Source organism: Enterococcus sp. DIV1206, assembly GCF_051712485.1.
GTDB lineage: Bacteria > Bacillota > Bacilli > Lactobacillales > Enterococcaceae > Enterococcus > Enterococcus faecalis.
Genome location: NZ_JBIOOZ010000001.1, coordinates 2,653,355 through 2,671,272, shown reverse-complemented (window position 1 = coordinate 2,671,272; position 17,918 = coordinate 2,653,355). Strand labels below are relative to the sequence as shown.

Genomic DNA, 17,918 nt, shown 5'->3' with positions numbered 1-17,918 from the left:
TTAGTTAGGGCTAATGAACCAGCCTATTTAATGAATGATCCATTTTTTTGCGTATATTAATGAGGAGGGGATTTTATGGACATCACAGATTTAGTCAGCGTATTGCCCGGTGTTGGCCCAAAACGTGCTGAAAATTTACAAGAACTGGGGATTGCTACAATTGAAGACTTATTGACGTATTATCCCTTCCGCTACGATGATATCCAAGAAAAGGATTTAAGCGAGATTCAGGATCAGGAAAAAGTTACGCTAAAAGGGCTAGTGGTTTCGGAAGCAGTCGTTAGTCGGTACGGTTATAAGAAGAGCCGGTTAACGTTTCGAATGATGCAAGAACATGCGGTCATTAATGTTTCCTTCTTCAATCAACCTTTTTTAAAAGACAAAGTAGTTCTTTCCGAAGAAATTGCTGTTTATGGCAAATGGGATGCCAAGAGAAAATCATTAAATGGCATGAAAATCTTAGCTTCTAAAGGAGACAATGAAGATTTCGCCCCCATTTATCATGTGAATAAAAAAGTCCGCCAAAGCACGTTGGTTCAGTTAATCCGCACTGCTTTTGAAGAGTATGGTTCGCTGATTGAAGAGATTTTACCGAATGATTTATTAGAAAAGTACCGCTTGATGTCTAGAAAAGAAGCAATGTGGGCGATGCATTTTCCCAGTAATCCAGAGGAAAGCCATCAAGCCAAACGGCGAGTAGTCTTTGAAGAGTTTTTCCTTTTCCAACTTAAAATGCAAGGATTGAAGAAACAAGAAAAAGCGGAAAAAAATGGTTTAGCTATTCAATATGACGTGGATCGCTTAAAAACGTTCACCCAAGGACTGCCGTTTGAATTGACAGGCGCCCAAAAAAAAGTGACCAATGAAATTTGTCGAGACTTGCGAAGTCCGAAGCATATGCAACGATTGCTTCAAGGTGACGTGGGGAGTGGGAAAACGGTAGTGGCTGCGATTGCGCTATACGCCACCATGACCGCTGGCTTTCAAGGAGCGTTGATGGTTCCGACTGAAATTTTAGCGCAGCAACACATGGAAAGCTTACAGCAGTTGTTTGATCCATTAGAAGTGCGAACGGCCTTATTAACAGGTTCCACCAAAACGAAAGAACGTCGTCTAATCCTCGAAGAACTGGCCAATGGCGAGATTGACATTGTGGTAGGGACCCATGCTTTGATACAACAAGATGTCAGTTTCCATCAATTAGGTTTGGTAATCACCGATGAGCAACATCGTTTTGGTGTGAACCAGAGAAAAATATTAAGAGAAAAAGGCTTAAAACCAGATGTTTTATTCATGACGGCCACGCCGATTCCTCGAACGCTGGCCATTACAGCCTATGGCGAAATGGATGTATCAATCATCGATGAAATGCCAGCTGGACGGATTCCAATCGAAACACGTTGGATTCGGCCGCCGCAGTTAGATACTGTTTTAGAATGGATGGAAAAAGAGCTGGCTCGAGGACATCAGGCCTATATTATTTGTCCATTGATTGAAGAATCAGAAGCCTTAGATGTGAAAAACGCAACAGAAATTTTTGAACATATGCAAAGCTTTTATTCCCCAAGATATCAAGTGGGATTACTACATGGTAAAATGAAAAACCAAGAAAAAGATGACATTATGCAGGAGTTCAAAGACAATCAGCTGCAATTATTGGTTTCTACCACCGTTATTGAAGTTGGCGTGAATGTACCAAATGCCACAGTGATGTTAATTATGGATGCGGACCGGTTTGGGTTAGCACAATTACATCAGTTACGGGGACGTGTGGGGCGTGGCTCCAGTGCATCTTATTGTATTTTAGTGGCCAATCCGAAAAATGAAATGGGCGTTGAGCGTATGAAAATCATGACAGAAACCACCAATGGTTTTGTCTTGAGTGAGCGTGATTTGGAACTTCGCGGACCTGGGGAAGTGTTCGGTGCACGGCAATCAGGGGTGCCTCAATTTGCGGTAGGAGATATCGTGACGGACTTTAACATTTTAGAAGTTGCGCGCCAAGAAGCAAGTGCCCTATGGAAAGTGAAAGAGTGGTGGCAATATCCTGCTTATCAAGGCTTAGCCAATCGAGTGAAACCCCAAGATGAGGCGGCCCAATTTTTCGATTAGAAGAGGTAATTTTTGAAGCCAGAAAGTAAAAGCCAATGCGTATTTCTTTGAAAAAAATATGTTATACTTGTTAGGAAACAAAAAAGTAGGAGGGAATCACTCATGAAAATTGCTGTAGATGCAATGGGTGGAGATAACGCCCCACAAGCAATTGTTGAAGGGGTTATGCTAGCCAAACAAGACTTCCCAGACATTGAATTTCAATTATATGGAAAAGAAGCCGAAATAAAAAAATACATCACCGATGAAAAAAACATTACGATTATTCATACCGATGAAAAAATTGCTAGTGATGATGAGCCAGTTAAAGCAATCCGTCGTAAGAAAACTGCTTCCATGGTTTTAGCAGCGCAAGCAGTTAAAAATGGGGAAGCCGATGCGATTTTTTCTGCAGGCAACACCGGAGCGCTGTTAGCAGCGGGTCTGTTCATTGTCGGCCGCATCAAAAATGTGGAACGTCCCGGTTTGATGTCAACTTTACCTGTCATGGGAGAACCAGATAAAGGGTTTGACATGTTAGATTTAGGAGCCAATGCAGACAATAAACCAGAACATTTGGTTCAGTATGCCGTTTTAGGTTCATTCTATGCTGAAAAAGTTCGGAACGTTCAGAATCCTCGTGTCGGTCTATTAAATAACGGAACTGAGGAAACAAAGGGCAGTGAATTAACGAAAAAAGCCTTCGAATTGTTAGCAGCAGATGAAACGATTAATTTTGTCGGAAACGTTGAAGCACGAGAATTATTAAATGGCGTAGCTGACGTGGTGGTGACAGATGGCTTCACAGGAAACGCCGTTTTAAAATCCATCGAAGGCACAGCTATGAACATGATGAGCTTGCTGAAAACAGCGATTCTTTCTGAAGGTGTCAAAGGAAAAATGGGCGCCTTATTATTAAAGAATGCGTTGCGTGGCATGAAAGACGAAATGGACTACTCAAAACATGGGGGAGCGGTTTTATTTGGCTTAAAAGCGCCAGTCATTAAAACGCATGGGGCCACGGGTCCTGATGCCGTCCGCTACACCATTCGTCAAATTCATACAATGTTAGAAACCCAAGTTGTCCCACAATTAGTGGAATATTATGAAGGCAAAGCAGAGTAATTTGCAATTGTCTTGACATCAGTTTGTTACTCAAATGAAAAAAAGATGGACAAATAGCCAAATTGTGAGTACAATGTATCTTAGCGTTTTAGTAAAAGAAAGAACCTTTTTTCAAAAGCAGTGGAGGTGAATACAGTTGACTCGTGAAGAAGTACTTCAAAAAGTAGCGAAGATTATCTCAAACCACTTTGATATTGAAGCGGATCAAGTAACAGATCAATTAAACATTAAAGATGATTTGAACGCTGACTCAATTAGCGTAATGGAGTTTGTTTTAGAACTTGAAGATGAATTTGGAACAGAGATTTCAGATGAAGATGCAGAAAAAATTGAAACAGTTGGTGCCGCTGTAGATTATATTGTGAGTAATTCATAAAAAATAATAAGACAAAGTCGATTAACATTCCTGTTAATCGACTTTTTTTGCGTACATAATGGTTATTTTATTAAGCAATAAGGCTATTTTTACACATATTTTTGTAAAAAAAATCATACATGTAAAAAAATAACTGCGAAAAAAGTTATTTTATCTTGCTTTTTATGGAATAATTCTATAAAATTATGAAAAAACAATGAGCTGTAAATTAACATTGATAAAAATTAGAAAGTGCTATCATTAAATATTAGTTAATTTATATAATGTTTTTGAAAGGACGTAAGGGGTGCGTATGGATGCAAGGAAATGAACAATTACTAGAGGTTTCAGGATTAGAAACAGCATTTAGAATCAAAGATGATTATTATAATGCCGTCGATGATGTTTCATTTGAATTGAAGAAAAATGAGATTCTGGCAATCGTCGGAGAATCTGGTTGTGGAAAAAGTACCTTAGCAACAACGATTATGGGCTTACATGATCCCAATCATACCAAAATTACTGGGGAAATTTTATACAACAATTTAAACTTAACTACGTTTAATGAAACATTGTACAACAAAGTCAGAGGAAACGATATTGGGATGATTTTCCAAGATCCGTTGTCTGCACTGAATCCGCTCATGCGAATTGAAGACCAAATTAAAGAAAGTCTCACGTATCATACCAAAATGACTGCACAACAAAAACAAGCACGGGCCATTGAACTGTTAGATCAAGTGGGGATTCCCAACCCAGAGCGTGTCGGGAAACAGTATCCTCATGAATTGTCTGGCGGCATGCGCCAACGGGTGATTATTGCCATTGCAATCGCGTGTAAACCACCGATTTTAATTGCAGATGAACCAACAACGGCCTTAGACGTTACCATTCAGGCACAAATTCTCGATTTGTTAAAAGATTTACAAGAAGAAACGGGAAGCGGCATTATTTTAATTACCCATGACTTAGGTGTAGTTGCGGAAATGGCTGATCGTGTAGCGGTTATGTATGCGGGTCAGTTTGTAGAAGTAGCCACTGCTGAAGAATTGTTTAGTCATCCGAAACATCCATATACACGTTCCTTACTTCAGTCCATTCCCCAAGAGAATTCCGATGAAGAAGAACTTCATGTGATTGAAGGGATTGTTCCTTCGTTAACCAAATTACCTAGAAAAGGTTGTCGGTTTGCCCCACGAATTCCTTGGATTGATGCATCGGAACATGAAGAAAATCCAACATTACATGAAGTTGCACCGAATCATTATGTTCGTTGTACATGTTATAAACATTTTCATTTTAGAGACGGGGAAGGGGAAGCGTAATGACAGAAATTATTCAAATTAAAGATTTAAAAGTTCATTATCCAATTCGCAGCGGCTTCTTCAATCGAATCACTGATCATGTTTTGGCGGTTGATGGTGTGGATTTCATGATTGAACAAGGTAAAACGTATGGGTTAGTTGGTGAATCGGGTTCTGGAAAATCAACGACAGGAAAAGCAATTATTGGTTTAGAAAAAATTACAAATGGTGAAATTATTTATCAAGGACAAGATGTAACCAAGCCGCGAAGTCGAAAAGCGATTGGATACAACAAAGATGTCCAAATGATTTTCCAAGATTCGATGTCAAGTTTAAACCCTAAAAAACGAGTACTAGATATTATCGCCGAACCAATTCGAAATTTTGAACGGTTAAGTGACCAAGAAGAAAAGAAAAAAGTCAAAAGTTTGTTGGACATTGTGGGGATGCCAGAAGATGCGTTGTACAAATATCCTCATGAATTTTCTGGTGGACAACGCCAACGTTTAGGCGTCGCCCGAGCGGTGGCTACCAGCCCCAAATTAATTATTGCAGATGAACCTGTTTCAGCACTGGACTTATCTGTGCAAGCACAGGTATTGAATTTTATGAAGAACATTCAACAGGAATATGGGTTAAGTTACTTATTTATTTCCCATGATTTGGGCGTAGTTAAACATATGTGTGACAACATTGCCATTATGTACAAAGGCCGTTTTGTAGAAATCGGTACACGCCAAGATATTTACACTAATCCACAACACATTTATACCAAACGCTTACTTTCAGCAATTCCTAAAATTGACGTAGCGAACCGAGAAGCTCACAAAGAAGAACGAAGAAGAGTTGAGCAAGAGTATCGGGAAAATCATAAAGACTATTATGATGAAAATGGGCGGGTTTATAACTTACATGCGATTAGTCCAACCCACCAAGTAGCGTTAAAAAATGGAGGTGCTGAATAATGTGGAAAACAATTTTACGCCGTTTGTTATTGATGATTCCGCAAGTGATTATTTTAAGTGTCTTGATTTTCCTGTTGGCTAAAATGATGCCAGGTGATCCGTTTACAGGATTGATTAATCCGAACCAAGACCCGAAAGTGATTGAAGCCATGCGCGAAGCTGCCGGGTTAAATGATCCTTGGTACGAACAATATTTCCGTTGGATTGGCAATGCCTTACATGGAGATTTTGGTCATAGTTTTATCTTTAAATTACCTGTGTCCACGCTCATTGCTGGTCGGGTGGGGAATACGATTGCATTGGCCGCTGTGTCAGTTATAATCACGTATTTAATCGCCATTCCTTTCGGTTTAATTGCTGGCCGTTACCAAAATTCATGGTTTGACAAAATGGTGGTTATCTACAACTTCTTCAGTTTTGCCGTACCATTATTCATCTTTGCCTTGATTATGCTCTTTATTTTTGGGTATCGCTTAGACTGGTTCCCAACGAGTGGAACCGTGACTGTTGGTTTGGCTGAGGGAACGTGGCCGTATTATTTAGATAAACTGAAGCATTTAATTTTACCAGGGGTCACTCAAGCGTTGCTAGGGACAGCGGTCACTATTCAATATTTGCGCAGTGAAGTGATTGATGTTAAAAACATGGACTTTGTTCGTACTGCTCGTTCAAAAGGAGTGCCAACGAATAAAATTTTTAATCGACACATTTTTAGAAATGCAGCATTACCAATTGCCTCTCAATTAGGTTATGAAATTACTGCTTTGATTGCCGGATCAGTCGTTATTGAAAAGATTTTTGCTTTCCCAGGAATTGGAAAATTATTTATTGATAGTATCATTCAACGTGACTATTCCGTTATTACCGCTCTCGTGTTGATTTTGGGATTGGCAACCCTTATCGGAACCTTAATTTCTGATATTGTAATGAGTATTGTTGATCCAAGAATTCGAATTCAGTAGAAAAAACACGAAGAAAGGGTGATAAAAATGGAATTGACAGAAGAAAAAAGAGAAGAAGTCTTACAAGAAAGTATTCCACCAATGGGCTTTCGGATGATTGCGCGAGAATTCGTCAAAGAAAAAATGGCGATGTTTTCTTTAATCCTTTTGGTCATTATCTTATTAGCCGTTTTTATCGGTTCGTTAGTGTTAGACCAAAGTGCCGTTATGCATGTAAGTATTTTAGATAAATATGCGGAACCAGGTACCGTTACAATGAATGGCACCAAGTTCATTTTAGGTGCCGATGAAGGGGGTCGTGATGTTTTAGGACAATTGATTATCGGGGCTAGAAACTCGATTTTAATCGGTTTTGCCATTACGATTATTACGTCTATTATCGGGGTCGGTTTAGGGATTATTTCCGGTTATTATGGAGGCATGATTGATAATATTTTGATGCGTATCGTGGATTTTATTATGATTTTGCCAATTATGTTAATTATTATTGTGTTCGTTTCCGTGATTCCTAAATATAGTATCTGGTCCTTTATTTGGATTATGTGTGCGTTTTATTGGGTTGGAAAAGCGCGGTTGTTCCGCAGTAAAACGTTATCTGAAGGGCGCCGAGATTACGTTAGTGCCTCTAAGACAATGGGAACAAGCGATTTTAAAATTATGTTTCGAGAAATTATGCCGAATTTAAGTTCATTAATTATTACGAACTTAACGATTAATTTCGCGGCCAATATCGGGATCGAAACAACGTTAACTTTCTTAGGCTTCGGGTTACCACAAAGTGTCCCAAGTTTAGGAACCTTAATTGGCTACGCCAGCAGTGGGGATGTATTAGTCAATAAACAATGGGTTTGGTTACCTGCATCAATTCTAATTTTAGTCTTGATGTTAAGTATAAACTATGTTGGACAAGCATTTAAGCGCTCAGCAGATGCACGACAACGATTAGGCTAATTAGCCAAAAAATGAGGGAGGAAAAGAGATGAGCAAGAAACGGATTTTAGGTGCAATCACGTTAGCTTCTGTGTTAGTATTCGGGTTAGCTGCATGTGGTGGCGGCAATAAAGGCGGGGGCAATAAAGCAACGGAAACAGAAGACATTTCAAAAATGCCAATCGCTGTTAAAAATGATAAAAAAGTAATTGATGGCGGGACATTAGATGTCGCTGTAGTTATGGATACACAATTCCAAGGACTTTTCCAGCAAGAATTTTATCAAGACAACTATGATGCACAATACATGCTTCCAACGGTACAGCCATTATTTAACAATGATGCAGACTTTAAGATTGTCGATGGGGGTCCTGCGGATCTGAAATTAGATGAAGATGCCAATACAGCAACCATTAAATTACGTGACAATTTAAAATGGTCTGACGGTAAAGATGTGACGGCAGATGACGTGATTTTCTCTTATGAAGTCATTGGTCATAAAGACTATACAGGGATTCGTTATGATGATAACTTTACGAATATTGTTGGTATGGAAGACTACCATGATGGTAAATCGCCAACCATTTCTGGCATAGAAAAAGTCAATGATAAAGAAGTTAAAATCACTTACAAAGAAGTTCACCCAGGAATGCAACAATTAGGTGGCGGTGTTTGGGGTTCAGTTTTACCAAAACATGCCTTTGAAGGAATTGCTGTTAAAGACATGGAATCAAGCGATGCAGTTCGTAAAAACCCTGTGACTATTGGACCATACTACATGAGTAATATTGTGACAGGTGAATCTGTTGAATACCTACCAAATGAGTATTACTACGGTGGCAAACCTAAATTAGATAAATTAGTGTTCAAATCTGTTCCTTCTGCGAGCATTGTAGAAGCGATGAAAGCGAAACAATACGATATTGCATTATCAATGCCAACAGATACGTATCCAACATACAAAGATACTGAAGGGTATCAAATCTTAGGACGTCCCGAACAAGCCTACACGTATATTGGCTTTAAAATGGGTACGTTTGACAAAGAAACCAATACAGTGAAATACAATCCAAAAGCTAAAATGGCAGATAAAAGCTTACGTCAAGCCATGGGCTATGCAATTGACAATGATGCAGTCGGCCAAAAATTCTACAACGGCTTACGAACAGGGGCAACAACGTTAATTCCACCAGTCTTCAAGAGCTTGCATGATAGCGAAGCGAAAGGCTATACGCTTGATTTAGACAAAGCGAAAAAATTATTAGATGATGCTGGCTATAAAGACGTAGACGGCGATGGCATTCGCGAAGACAAAGAAGGCAAACCACTAGAAATCAAGTTTGCTTCAATGTCAGGCGGCGAAACTGCACAACCACTTGCTGATTACTATGTCCAACAATGGAAAGAAATTGGCTTAAACGTAACGTATACAACAGGACGCTTAATTGATTTCCAAGCCTTCTATGATAAATTGAAAAATGATGACCCAGAAGTAGATATCTATCAAGGCGCGTGGGGCACAGGTTCAGATCCTTCACCAACCGGCTTATATGGTCCAAACTCAGCCTTTAACTATACACGTTTTGAGTCAGAAGAAAATACTAAATTACTTGATGCGATTGATTCAAAAGCATCATTTGATGAAGAAAAACGTAAAAAAGCCTTCTACGATTGGCAAGAGTATGCCATTGATGAAGCGTTTGTAATCCCAACGCTTTACAGAAATGAAGTCTTGCCTGTCAACGACCGTGTAGTTGACTTTACTTGGGCAGTTGATACGAAAGATAATCCATGGGCAACGGTGGGTGTCACTGCAGACTCACGGAAATAAAAAAACAGATTCTAGAAGACATAAAGCTCTTCTAGAATCTGTTTTTTTGGATAGGATAGTTTCTTAGGCCATCTTATTTTATGTGAAAATTTTTGTTACTTTAAGCAATTACAATTTATATGTATGCGTTATTTTTTTGTTATAGATGAATTGTTTTTTATGCAGTATGGTTTTTGATGGGAGGTTCTGTTTTTTTATTTTATTTAGTGTGTATATCTACATATTTGTTATGAAATGTTATTTTTTTTATTATATATATAATACTACCTTTACGTATAAAGAACGATAAGTTACAATTAGATTAAGTTTTAGTTAGTTTTTGAAGGTGTGTTTGGTATTGTTTATAACTAAAACTTATATTTAAAGAAAGGAGTGAATGGATATGCCACTTTATATGGAGAATTATTTGCTTGCGTTGCAATCAAAATATTCACAAGAAATAACTGTAAAATGGGTTTGGGCAGTTGTAATATTACTTTCAGTGATTGGCTGTATTGGTTATGCAGTTTACTGTAGTTGGGTAGGTGGAACATTTGCTGGGAGTATTAAAATTGGTGTTCCCGACTTGGTACACGTTACCTTCAATTGTAAACGTTGATATTTAAGGAGGAAGGAGCCTCTATTTTATGGAGGCTTCTTGTTAAGAAACTTATGATAAGAATTGAAAATTTAACAAAAAAATTTGATAGGAAAGTTTTAGATAATATAACTATCTCATTGCCTAAAAACCGAGTTAGTGTGATTGTAGGTATAAATGGAAGTGGGAAAACTACTTTATTAGATTGTATTGTAGGATTGAAAGATGCAACGTCTGGAAAGGTATTTATTGAGAGCTATTCTAATGATTCTGAAAAGTTTAAAGAATGTATATTCTATATACCATCGGAATTTTATCTACCTAATTATATGACGGGTAAAGAGTACTTAAACTTTGTTTTATCAAGATATCGCTGTAGTGATATAGAACGGATAGATGATTTTTTAGAACTATTTGATTTAAAATTTGCTGGAACTAATTTAATAGAATCGTACTCATTTGGTATGAAGAAAAAAATACAAATAGTTGCAGCAGCACTAGCTAACACTGATTATATATTAGGTGATGAAATATTTAATGGACTTGACTTTGAGACAACATTGCTTACGTTAGAGCTGTTTGAAAATTTATCTAGAGAAGTAGGGATAGTGATTATTTCTCATAATAAATTAATTATTGAAAGGTTTTCAGAGAATATTTTATTGATGTCCAATGGCAATTTAACTCCATTTTTAGGGGCGTCAGAGAATTTAGAAAAAGAAGTGATAAGTACGGAGAAAATTCATGAAAAAATTAAATACATCAAAGGATATCATCCTATTAATCGAGTTATTTATTGATAATGCTTTACGAGGTTTGCTCAAGCACTCTATTTTGTCAAAAAAGAGTACTCGCATCGTAATAGGTGTGTGTGTATTTTTTATCTATTTTGCATACTTTTTTTATAATATGAGTGAATTAGCTAGAATTGTACCAGATTCAGAAAAAATTAGTCATATTTTGATAGAACAAGGTCGAAAAATAACTTTTTATAGTTATTTTAGTAATACATTTGTTTTAGGTATAATAGCATATATTTTAGTTGATAATACTGTTGCATTAGATAAAAACTCCTTATTTTTTGTGAAAACATTGCCTTTTAGAAAGAAAGACATCAGCTTATCTTTTATGCTATTCAAATTTGTAATTATGATATTGCTTTATGAATTAGTTATGATCATTTCTACGCCAGCTATTAAACTTGTGACGACTGTTCCTATTGAATATGTCATTTTTTTTATTGTTCAGCATCTTTTTTACCTAGTGGTAATTGGGGTGATTGAGTTTATACATTGTTTGTTTACATTCTTTTTGAAACGAAGAGTGAAACAAATCAATAGTCTCAAAGTGATAGGTGATAGTTTATTAATGATTTTTGCTACTTTTTATTTTTTTGATTTTCGTTATGGTTTAGAATTATTTCTAGCAAACCAATTGTGGAGTATCTCCTATATGATTCCTATCACTTTTTTTCTAATAGTGGTATGTTTAATGCTTATTAGTATAGGTCTATTAAGACTAATTAGTATTCTTGAAAATCAAATGTCTCAACATTCAAAATATATATACATTCCATTCTTAAATAAAGTTATATTTCGTTATAAAGCGAATTGGTATTTTATTAGTTTTACTACAGTTGTTATGTTGGTTATTTTTTTCCAAAGTGGTTTAAGAACAATGTTATTCATTTTGACAACTGTTATGGCCTTTTCAGGCGTTTTATTATTAAGCTATGGAGATATTACTGCTGATTTCAGAAAACAATACGATTTATTGAGAATAAAAATTAGAAATGAATGGTTGAGTCAACTATTGCTAGTGATAATGTTGGCAATGCCATTGTTACTGCTTTGTTTTTGGGGATTTGGGGAGTTAGCTCAACTAATTACAGCGTTGTCGTTATCATTAGTAGCTATAATTTTGGGATATGTATTTCCAAAATCACAAGGAAGTTTAAATGAAACGACTTCATTATTGTTATTATTTATTGTATTTGTTCTAGTTAGTTTATTGACAAATCGCTCTTTTGGTTGGTTGATTCTAATTGTTTTAGTACTCTTGCATTTGTTAGTAATTAAGAAGGTGAGAAATGAAAAAGAATAGTAAATATTTAGGAAGTATAACAGTTATCTATTTGTTAGTTCTTGTGATCGAAACATTATGGGAGCTATTCCATACCAGTCGCACAGAATCAACGAAAGTCACTACCTTATTAGGAATTACGATTGATAATCGTATAAGTAAACATGAAATTTCAACTACTTTTGGTTTGACAATTAAGGTATTAGTACTCTATTTGTTGTTATTGTTAGTTGTCTATATTTTGACTGGGTTATTTGGAAAAAAGAAAATATGATTATTAAGTTATCAATATTGTATGTGTTGTCAATATATGTCGTGTTACTTGTACATGAGTGGTTACATTTTATTTTAGCCAAATTCTTCAAATACAATGCTTATATAAAGAGAGTTGGTCTATACCCATTTAAAGTGGTGTATACGAACAGAAATAATCCTCTAGATAATTTATTGATTTCAGCGATATCTCCGCTTTTCTTGGTTATAGTAGGAATAATTTTGCCATTAAATTATTATACTGTGATTTTAAAAGTATCTTGTATTAGTAATATTTTTAATCTCTTACCGTTTACTGCAGATGGAGAAATAATTTTGCTTTCAATTTTTCAAATTTTTAGGAGGAGAAATAAATGAAAAAAAGAAAAGTGTTCATTATTTTTCTTGTTAGTTTGATTATATTTGTTTTTGGTTATTACTTAGCGTTTAATCAAAATAAGTATGTATCATATAATGACGAGACAAAACAGTTTGTACATACTGATACTTCAAAAATAATGGAAAATCTGGTGAACAGACAACAAGGAATTTATTATTTTGGCTTTCCGACTTGTCCTTGGTGTCTAGAATTATTACCAATACTAGATAAAGAATTAGAGAAGGAAAGTATGAATGCTTATGCTGTAAATACTCGTGATGATGACTATACAGAAAATGATGATGAATTATTACAAAAATTTTATCAAAAATATACTGGGGATGAGTCGCTTTCTGTACCTTTTATTGTTGCTATAAATAATAAGAAAGAGGTGCAGGTTCATATAGGCACAGTAAAGAATCATGATGCGACTAAAACAAAATTAAAAAGACGACAAAAAGAAGAATTATCCCAATCTTTAAATGAGATGTTAATATTTAGTGAAAGTGAATAACTGAATCCTTTTTTTATTGTCTCTTGCTGGTACGTTTATTCAAAAAATTCCGAGAAAACGTTGCTACGTTTTCTCTTTTTTTATGGGGTAGCAGTGGCTGATTTGATAGCTGGAGAGGTGATTTATTTTTTTTTTTCTAAAAAATAATGAGAACACAGTGAATAACAGGCTTTTTCTGAATAGAACCATTTAAAAAAAGTGAAAAAAAAAGTATAATGAAACAAGGTGTAAATAAATGTAAAGGAATGTGGAGAATGGACAATCAGTTAACAACAGAGTTAAAAGAACGTTACGGCATTGTTTTCCATGATGTCAATCTATTAGAGCAAGCTTTTACTCATTCATCCTATGTGAATGAGCATCGCTATTTAAAATTATCCGATAATGAACGTCTTGAATTTTTAGGAGATGCAGTTTTAGAATTAATTGTTTCACAATATTTGTATTTAAAATTCCCAGAACTTCCAGAAGGAAAATTAACGAAGATGCGCGCAGCCATCGTTCGGGAAGATAGTTTAGCCAAATTTGCGAAAGAATGTCACTTCGACAACTACATTTTATTAGGTAAAGGAGAAGAAGCATCGGGCGGACGAACACGTGCATCATTATTATGTGACTTATTTGAAGCCTTTTTAGGTGCCCTCTACTTAGACCAAAAAGTTGGCGCAGCCAAGAAATTTATTGAAGACGTTATTTTTCCGAAAATTGATGCCGGTGCTTTTTCACATGAGATGGATCACAAAACACAATTACAAGAAGTTTTACAACGCAAAGGCGATGTTTCAATTGAATATCGTTTAATTAAAGAAGAAGGCCCTGCTCATGACCGCACCTTTTTCACTGAAGTTTACATGAATGGTGAACTCATTGGGTTAGGCCAAGGAAAATCGAAGAAGTTAGCTGAACAGGATGCCGCTGAGCGGGCACTGAAAAGTATTCCTCAGTAAGGCTGGAAGGAGCAATATTCGTGTATTTAAAACGAATTGAAATTACAGGATTTAAATCATTTGCAGATAAAACCATTATTGAATTTGAAGATGATGTGACAGCAGTGGTTGGTCCGAATGGAAGTGGGAAAAGTAATATCACGGAAGCCGTTCGCTGGGTATTAGGTGAACAATCTGCGAAAAACCTTCGCGGGGGCAAAATGAACGACATTATCTTTGCCGGTTCGGAAGGTCGTAAGCCGCTAAATATTGCGGAAGTTACCGTGACGTTAGACAACAGCGACCATTATTTAGCATTGGATTATAGTGAGATTAGTGTCACCCGTCGTTTAAAACGAACGGGCGAAAGTGACTTTTTTATTAATAAACAAGCGTGCCGTTTAAAAGATATTCAAGATTTATTTATGGATTCAGGGTTAGGCAAAGAATCTTTTTCAATTATTTCACAAGGGAAAGTTGAAGCGATTTTTAATAGTAAACCTGAAGACCGTCGTGGGATCTTTGAAGAAGCAGCGGGCGTTTTAAAATACAAACAACGGAAGAAAAAGGCTGAACAAAAGCTTTTTGAAACCGAGGACAACTTAAGTCGTGTCCAAGATATCATTTACGAGTTGGAAGACCAATTAGTTCCTCTAGCCGCCCAAGCAGATGCGGCTAAAAAGTATTTAGCTTTGAAAGAAGAACTTACCGAAATTGATGTCAATTTAACTGTGACCGAAATTCAAGAAGCAAAAGCTATTTGGGGAACGAAAACGAAAGAATTAACAGCCATTGAAGAAAAGTTAGCTGACGCAAGTAAGCAAGTCCATGACTTAGAAGGCAAATTGGTACGTTTACGCAGCAAGCGCAATCGTTTAGATGAACAAATTGAAACGGAACAACAACAATTATTACAAGTGACAGAAGCGTTGAAACAAGCAGAAGGACAAAAAAATGTTTTAATTGAACGTTCCAAACACACCTCCCAAACGGCCAGCGAATACGAAGAGACATTGGCAGAAACGGCCGAAAAAATTGTTCGTTATCGAGAAGAATTGCAGACGCTGGAAACAGCAATCGCAGAAAAAACGGCACAACGTCAGACGTTAAAAGAAGCATTGGCTTTGGCAACGAAAGATGTGGAAAAATATAGTAAGTCTTCTAAAGAATTGATGGAAGAATTGCGCAGTCAGTATGTGGAAGTCATGCAAGAACAAGCCAATACAGCCAATGACTTAAAATATTTAGAACGACAATATCAACAAGAAACAGCTAAAAATCAACAATCGCTAGCAAAACACGAAGCGCTAGAAGAACAGATGGTTGAAGCTCTCGCAATGAAAGAGACGCTAGAAAAAGAGCAAAAAGTTGCAAAACAAGGCTTACAAGAACAGCTGGAAGAATACACTGCGTTGAAAGCAATGCTTGAAGCCAAGCGTGAACGATTAGCACAGCGTCAAAACGATATGTACCAAGCGATGAATCAAGTGCAACAAGCGAAGGCACGCCAAAAAAGTTTGCAAGAAATTCAAGAAAATTACGCTGGCTTCTATCAAGGCGTGAAAGCTGTATTGCGTCACAAAAACCAATTAACTGGGATTGTTGGCGCAGTGGCTGAGTTAATTGAAGTGCCTAAAGAATATACGTTGGCGATTGAAACGGCCTTAGGTGGTGCGGCGCAACATATTGTTGTGGAAAATGAGAAAGATGGTCGTGCAGGCATCACCTTCTTAAAACAACAACACAGTGGCCGAGCAACCTTTTTACCATTGACTACCATTAAGCCACGCTCTGTATCGGCGATGGTTCAGAATCGTTTGGCTGGTGCACCGGGCTTCGTGGGGATTGCCAGTGAATTAGTTCGTTATCCAGAACAAGTACAAACCGTTATTCAAAATCTCTTAGGCGTCACGATTTTAGCGGCAGATTTAACGAGTGCCAACCAGTTAGCAAAATTAGTCAATTACCAATATCGCGTTGTCTCATTGGAAGGCGATGTGATGAATCCTGGCGGTTCGATGACTGGGGGAGCCAATAAACGTGGCAACCAAGGAAGCCTATTTTCACAAGCGCAAGAACTTCAAACAATTACTGAACAAATGACTCAATTAGAAACACAACTGAGAAGTGTAGAACAAGAAGTCCAAGCGCTCTCGCAAGAAGTGAAAACAGCCACGGAACGTGCAGAAATGTTGCGCTCTGCTGGTGAACAAAATCGCTTAAAACAACAAGAAATTGACAATAAATTAGCCAATCAAACAGAAACGATTACTCGTTTAACAAAAGAAAAACGTCTGTTTGAATATGAATCACGAGAATTACATCAATTCTTAACCGAATATCAAACGAAAAAAGCCACATTGACAGAGCAACAAGCAAACTTAATGGCAACGAAAGAACGTTTAGATGCTGAAATGAAACAAGTGGAACAAGAAGCTAGCCAAATGGAAACCTTTAAAGCCCAAGCGCAAGAACGCTTGACGACAGTTCAAGCAGAACAAGCAGTAGCGGCGGAACAATGTGCCCATTTTGCTCGTCAAAAGCAAGACAAACAAGAACAATTGGACGAATTGTTGATTCGAGAAACGGCCATCCGTCAACAGCTACAACAACTAAGTAGCCATTCTAGCGATCACCAGTTAACCGAAGAAGGCTTAGCGGCACAAGTCGCGCAATTAGCGGAGAAACAAACAGCATTGCAAACGTCTTTACAAACGGCACGTAGTCAACGACAAGCGTTGCAAGAAGAAGTAGACGAGTTAGATACAAAATTAGCGGAAGAAAACAAACGCCAACAACAGTATTTAGCAGATAAAACACAAATTGAAGTCCTAAAAAATCGTGCAGAAATGCAATTAGATAGCTCGTTAAGTTACTTACAGGAAGAATACAGCTTAACCTTTGAAGCTGCCTATGAAGCGTATTTCCCAATCGATGATTTAGCGCAGGCGCAGCAAACAGTGAAACGCCTAAAACAAGAAATTGAGCGGTTAGGACCTGTTAACTTAAGTGCCATCGAGCAATTTGAACAAGTCGATGAACGCCATCAATTTTTAGTCAGTCAACGTGATGATTTATTAAATGCGAAAGAACAATTATTTGAAACTATGGATGAAATGGACCAAGAAGTGAAAGAACGGTTTAAAGAAGTCTTTGAAGCAATTCGTGGCCAGTTTAAAGTGGTATTTCCTAATATGTTTGGTGGCGGACGGGCAGAACTGGTGCTAACTAACCCAGAGGATCTCTTGAATACAGGGATTGAGATTGAGGCGCAACCACCAGGGAAAAAATTACAACATTTAAGCTTGTTGTCTGGAGGCGAACGGGCATTAACGGCGATTGCATTACTCTTTTCAATTATTCGTGTTCGACCCGTTCCGTTCTGTATTTTAGATGAAGTAGAAGCAGCTTTAGATGAAGCCAACGTAGCTCGTTTTGGCCATTATTTAAGCGAATTTGAAGATGGCACACAGTTTATCGTGGTGACACATCGTAAAGGGACAATGGAAGCCGCAGATGTTTTATATGGCGTGACTATGCAAGAATCTGGGGTTTCAAAAATCGTTTCAGTTCGCTTGGAAGAGGTCAAAGAAGGTGGCGCAATTGAAAAAAGCAATTAGCCAGA

15 protein-coding genes are annotated in these 17,918 nt (G+C 37.1%); all 15 read left to right on the top strand.

The window, feature by feature from the left end; all coding sequences use genetic code 11:
- The first annotated feature begins 75 nt into the window (after positions 1-75).
- The 15 genes from recG to smc all read left to right on the top strand — a co-directional run bounded on the left by recG (position 76) and on the right by smc (position 17,913).
- Complete coding sequence (recG, locus tag IGK86_RS13220) at positions 76-2,112, top strand: ATP-dependent DNA helicase RecG (RefSeq protein WP_016627513.1); 2,037 nt, start codon at positions 76-78, stop codon at positions 2,110-2,112.
- Between the two features lie 102 nt (positions 2,113-2,214).
- Positions 2,215-3,216, top strand: a complete 1,002-nt coding sequence (gene plsX / locus IGK86_RS13215) for a phosphate acyltransferase PlsX (protein WP_002354938.1) — start codon at positions 2,215-2,217, stop codon at positions 3,214-3,216.
- Positions 3,217-3,352: 136 nt separating this feature from the next.
- Complete coding sequence (acpP, locus tag IGK86_RS13210; protein WP_002354939.1) at positions 3,353-3,592, top strand: acyl carrier protein; 240 nt, start codon at positions 3,353-3,355, stop codon at positions 3,590-3,592.
- 263 nt (positions 3,593-3,855) lie between these two features.
- Complete coding sequence (opp2D, locus tag IGK86_RS13205; RefSeq protein WP_002367425.1) at positions 3,856-4,896, top strand: oligopeptide ABC transporter ATP-binding protein Opp2D; 1,041 nt, start codon at positions 3,856-3,858, stop codon at positions 4,894-4,896.
- On the top strand, positions 4,896-5,840 hold the full coding sequence (gene opp2F, locus IGK86_RS13200; RefSeq protein ID WP_002354942.1) for an oligopeptide ABC transporter ATP-binding protein Opp2F: 945 nt from the start codon (positions 4,896-4,898) through the stop codon (positions 5,838-5,840). The genes opp2D and opp2F overlap by 1 nt, the downstream gene beginning before the upstream one ends.
- Positions 5,840-6,802, top strand: coding sequence for an oligopeptide ABC transporter permease Opp2B (opp2B, locus tag IGK86_RS13195; protein ID WP_002354943.1), 963 nt, complete (start codon positions 5,840-5,842; stop codon positions 6,800-6,802). Before opp2F ends, opp2B begins: the two co-directional genes overlap by 1 nt.
- Before the next feature lie 27 nt (positions 6,803-6,829).
- Positions 6,830-7,753: an oligopeptide ABC transporter permease Opp2C gene (opp2C, locus tag IGK86_RS13190; RefSeq protein ID WP_002365358.1), complete on the top strand. Its 924-nt coding sequence runs from the start codon at positions 6,830-6,832 to the stop codon at positions 7,751-7,753.
- A gap of 28 nt (positions 7,754-7,781) precedes the next feature.
- Positions 7,782-9,563, top strand: a complete 1,782-nt coding sequence (gene opp2A, locus IGK86_RS13185) for an oligopeptide ABC transporter substrate-binding protein Opp2A (RefSeq protein WP_010776175.1) — start codon at positions 7,782-7,784, stop codon at positions 9,561-9,563.
- Between the two features lie 376 nt (positions 9,564-9,939).
- Positions 9,940-10,161 (top strand): hypothetical protein, encoded by a 222-nt coding sequence (locus tag IGK86_RS13180; RefSeq protein WP_002368444.1) that lies wholly within the window; start codon positions 9,940-9,942, stop codon positions 10,159-10,161.
- Entirely contained in the window at positions 10,158-10,940 is a 783-nt protein-coding gene (locus IGK86_RS13175) for an ATP-binding cassette domain-containing protein (RefSeq protein WP_002378963.1), read from the top strand. The genes IGK86_RS13180 and IGK86_RS13175 overlap by 4 nt, the downstream gene beginning before the upstream one ends.
- Entirely contained in the window at positions 10,885-12,243 is a 1,359-nt protein-coding gene (locus tag IGK86_RS13170; RefSeq protein ID WP_002406483.1) for a hypothetical protein, read from the top strand. The genes IGK86_RS13175 and IGK86_RS13170 overlap by 56 nt, the downstream gene beginning before the upstream one ends.
- Complete coding sequence (locus IGK86_RS13165; RefSeq protein WP_002368441.1) at positions 12,230-12,496, top strand: hypothetical protein; 267 nt, start codon at positions 12,230-12,232, stop codon at positions 12,494-12,496. The genes IGK86_RS13170 and IGK86_RS13165 overlap by 14 nt, the downstream gene beginning before the upstream one ends.
- A 352-nt stretch (positions 12,497-12,848) precedes the next feature.
- Positions 12,849-13,367, top strand: a complete 519-nt coding sequence (locus tag IGK86_RS13160; protein ID WP_010776174.1) for a transporter accessory protein — start codon at positions 12,849-12,851, stop codon at positions 13,365-13,367.
- A gap of 254 nt (positions 13,368-13,621) precedes the next feature.
- Positions 13,622-14,314, top strand: coding sequence for a ribonuclease III (rnc, locus tag IGK86_RS13155; protein WP_002354946.1), 693 nt, complete (start codon positions 13,622-13,624; stop codon positions 14,312-14,314).
- 20 nt (positions 14,315-14,334) lie between these two features.
- Entirely contained in the window at positions 14,335-17,913 is a 3,579-nt protein-coding gene (smc, locus tag IGK86_RS13150; protein ID WP_438742562.1) for a chromosome segregation protein SMC, read from the top strand.
- The last annotated feature ends 5 nt before the right edge of the window (positions 17,914-17,918 follow it).

What these genes read in the sequence shown, in the direction of transcription:
- recG (WP_016627513.1), top strand. Translation starts at nt 76, where the DNA reads ATGGACATCACAGATTTAGTCAGCGTATTGCCCGGTGTTGGCCCAAAA.
- plsX (WP_002354938.1), top strand. Translation starts at nt 2,215, where the DNA reads ATGAAAATTGCTGTAGATGCAATGGGTGGAGATAACGCCCCACAAGCA.
- opp2D (WP_002367425.1), top strand. Translation starts at nt 3,856, where the DNA reads ATGTTTTTGAAAGGACGTAAGGGGTGCGTATGGATGCAAGGAAATGAA.
- opp2F (WP_002354942.1), top strand. Translation starts at nt 4,896, where the DNA reads ATGACAGAAATTATTCAAATTAAAGATTTAAAAGTTCATTATCCAATT.
- opp2B (WP_002354943.1), top strand. Translation starts at nt 5,840, where the DNA reads ATGTGGAAAACAATTTTACGCCGTTTGTTATTGATGATTCCGCAAGTG.
- opp2C (WP_002365358.1), top strand. Translation starts at nt 6,830, where the DNA reads ATGGAATTGACAGAAGAAAAAAGAGAAGAAGTCTTACAAGAAAGTATT.
- opp2A (WP_010776175.1), top strand. Translation starts at nt 7,782, where the DNA reads ATGAGCAAGAAACGGATTTTAGGTGCAATCACGTTAGCTTCTGTGTTA.
- IGK86_RS13180 (WP_002368444.1), top strand. Translation starts at nt 9,940, where the DNA reads ATGGATATGCCACTTTATATGGAGAATTATTTGCTTGCGTTGCAATCA.
- IGK86_RS13170 (WP_002406483.1), top strand. Translation starts at nt 10,885, where the DNA reads ATGAAAAAATTAAATACATCAAAGGATATCATCCTATTAATCGAGTTA.
- IGK86_RS13165 (WP_002368441.1), top strand. Translation starts at nt 12,230, where the DNA reads ATGAAAAAGAATAGTAAATATTTAGGAAGTATAACAGTTATCTATTTG.
- IGK86_RS13160 (WP_010776174.1), top strand. Translation starts at nt 12,849, where the DNA reads ATGAAAAAAAGAAAAGTGTTCATTATTTTTCTTGTTAGTTTGATTATA.
- rnc (WP_002354946.1), top strand. Translation starts at nt 13,622, where the DNA reads ATGGACAATCAGTTAACAACAGAGTTAAAAGAACGTTACGGCATTGTT.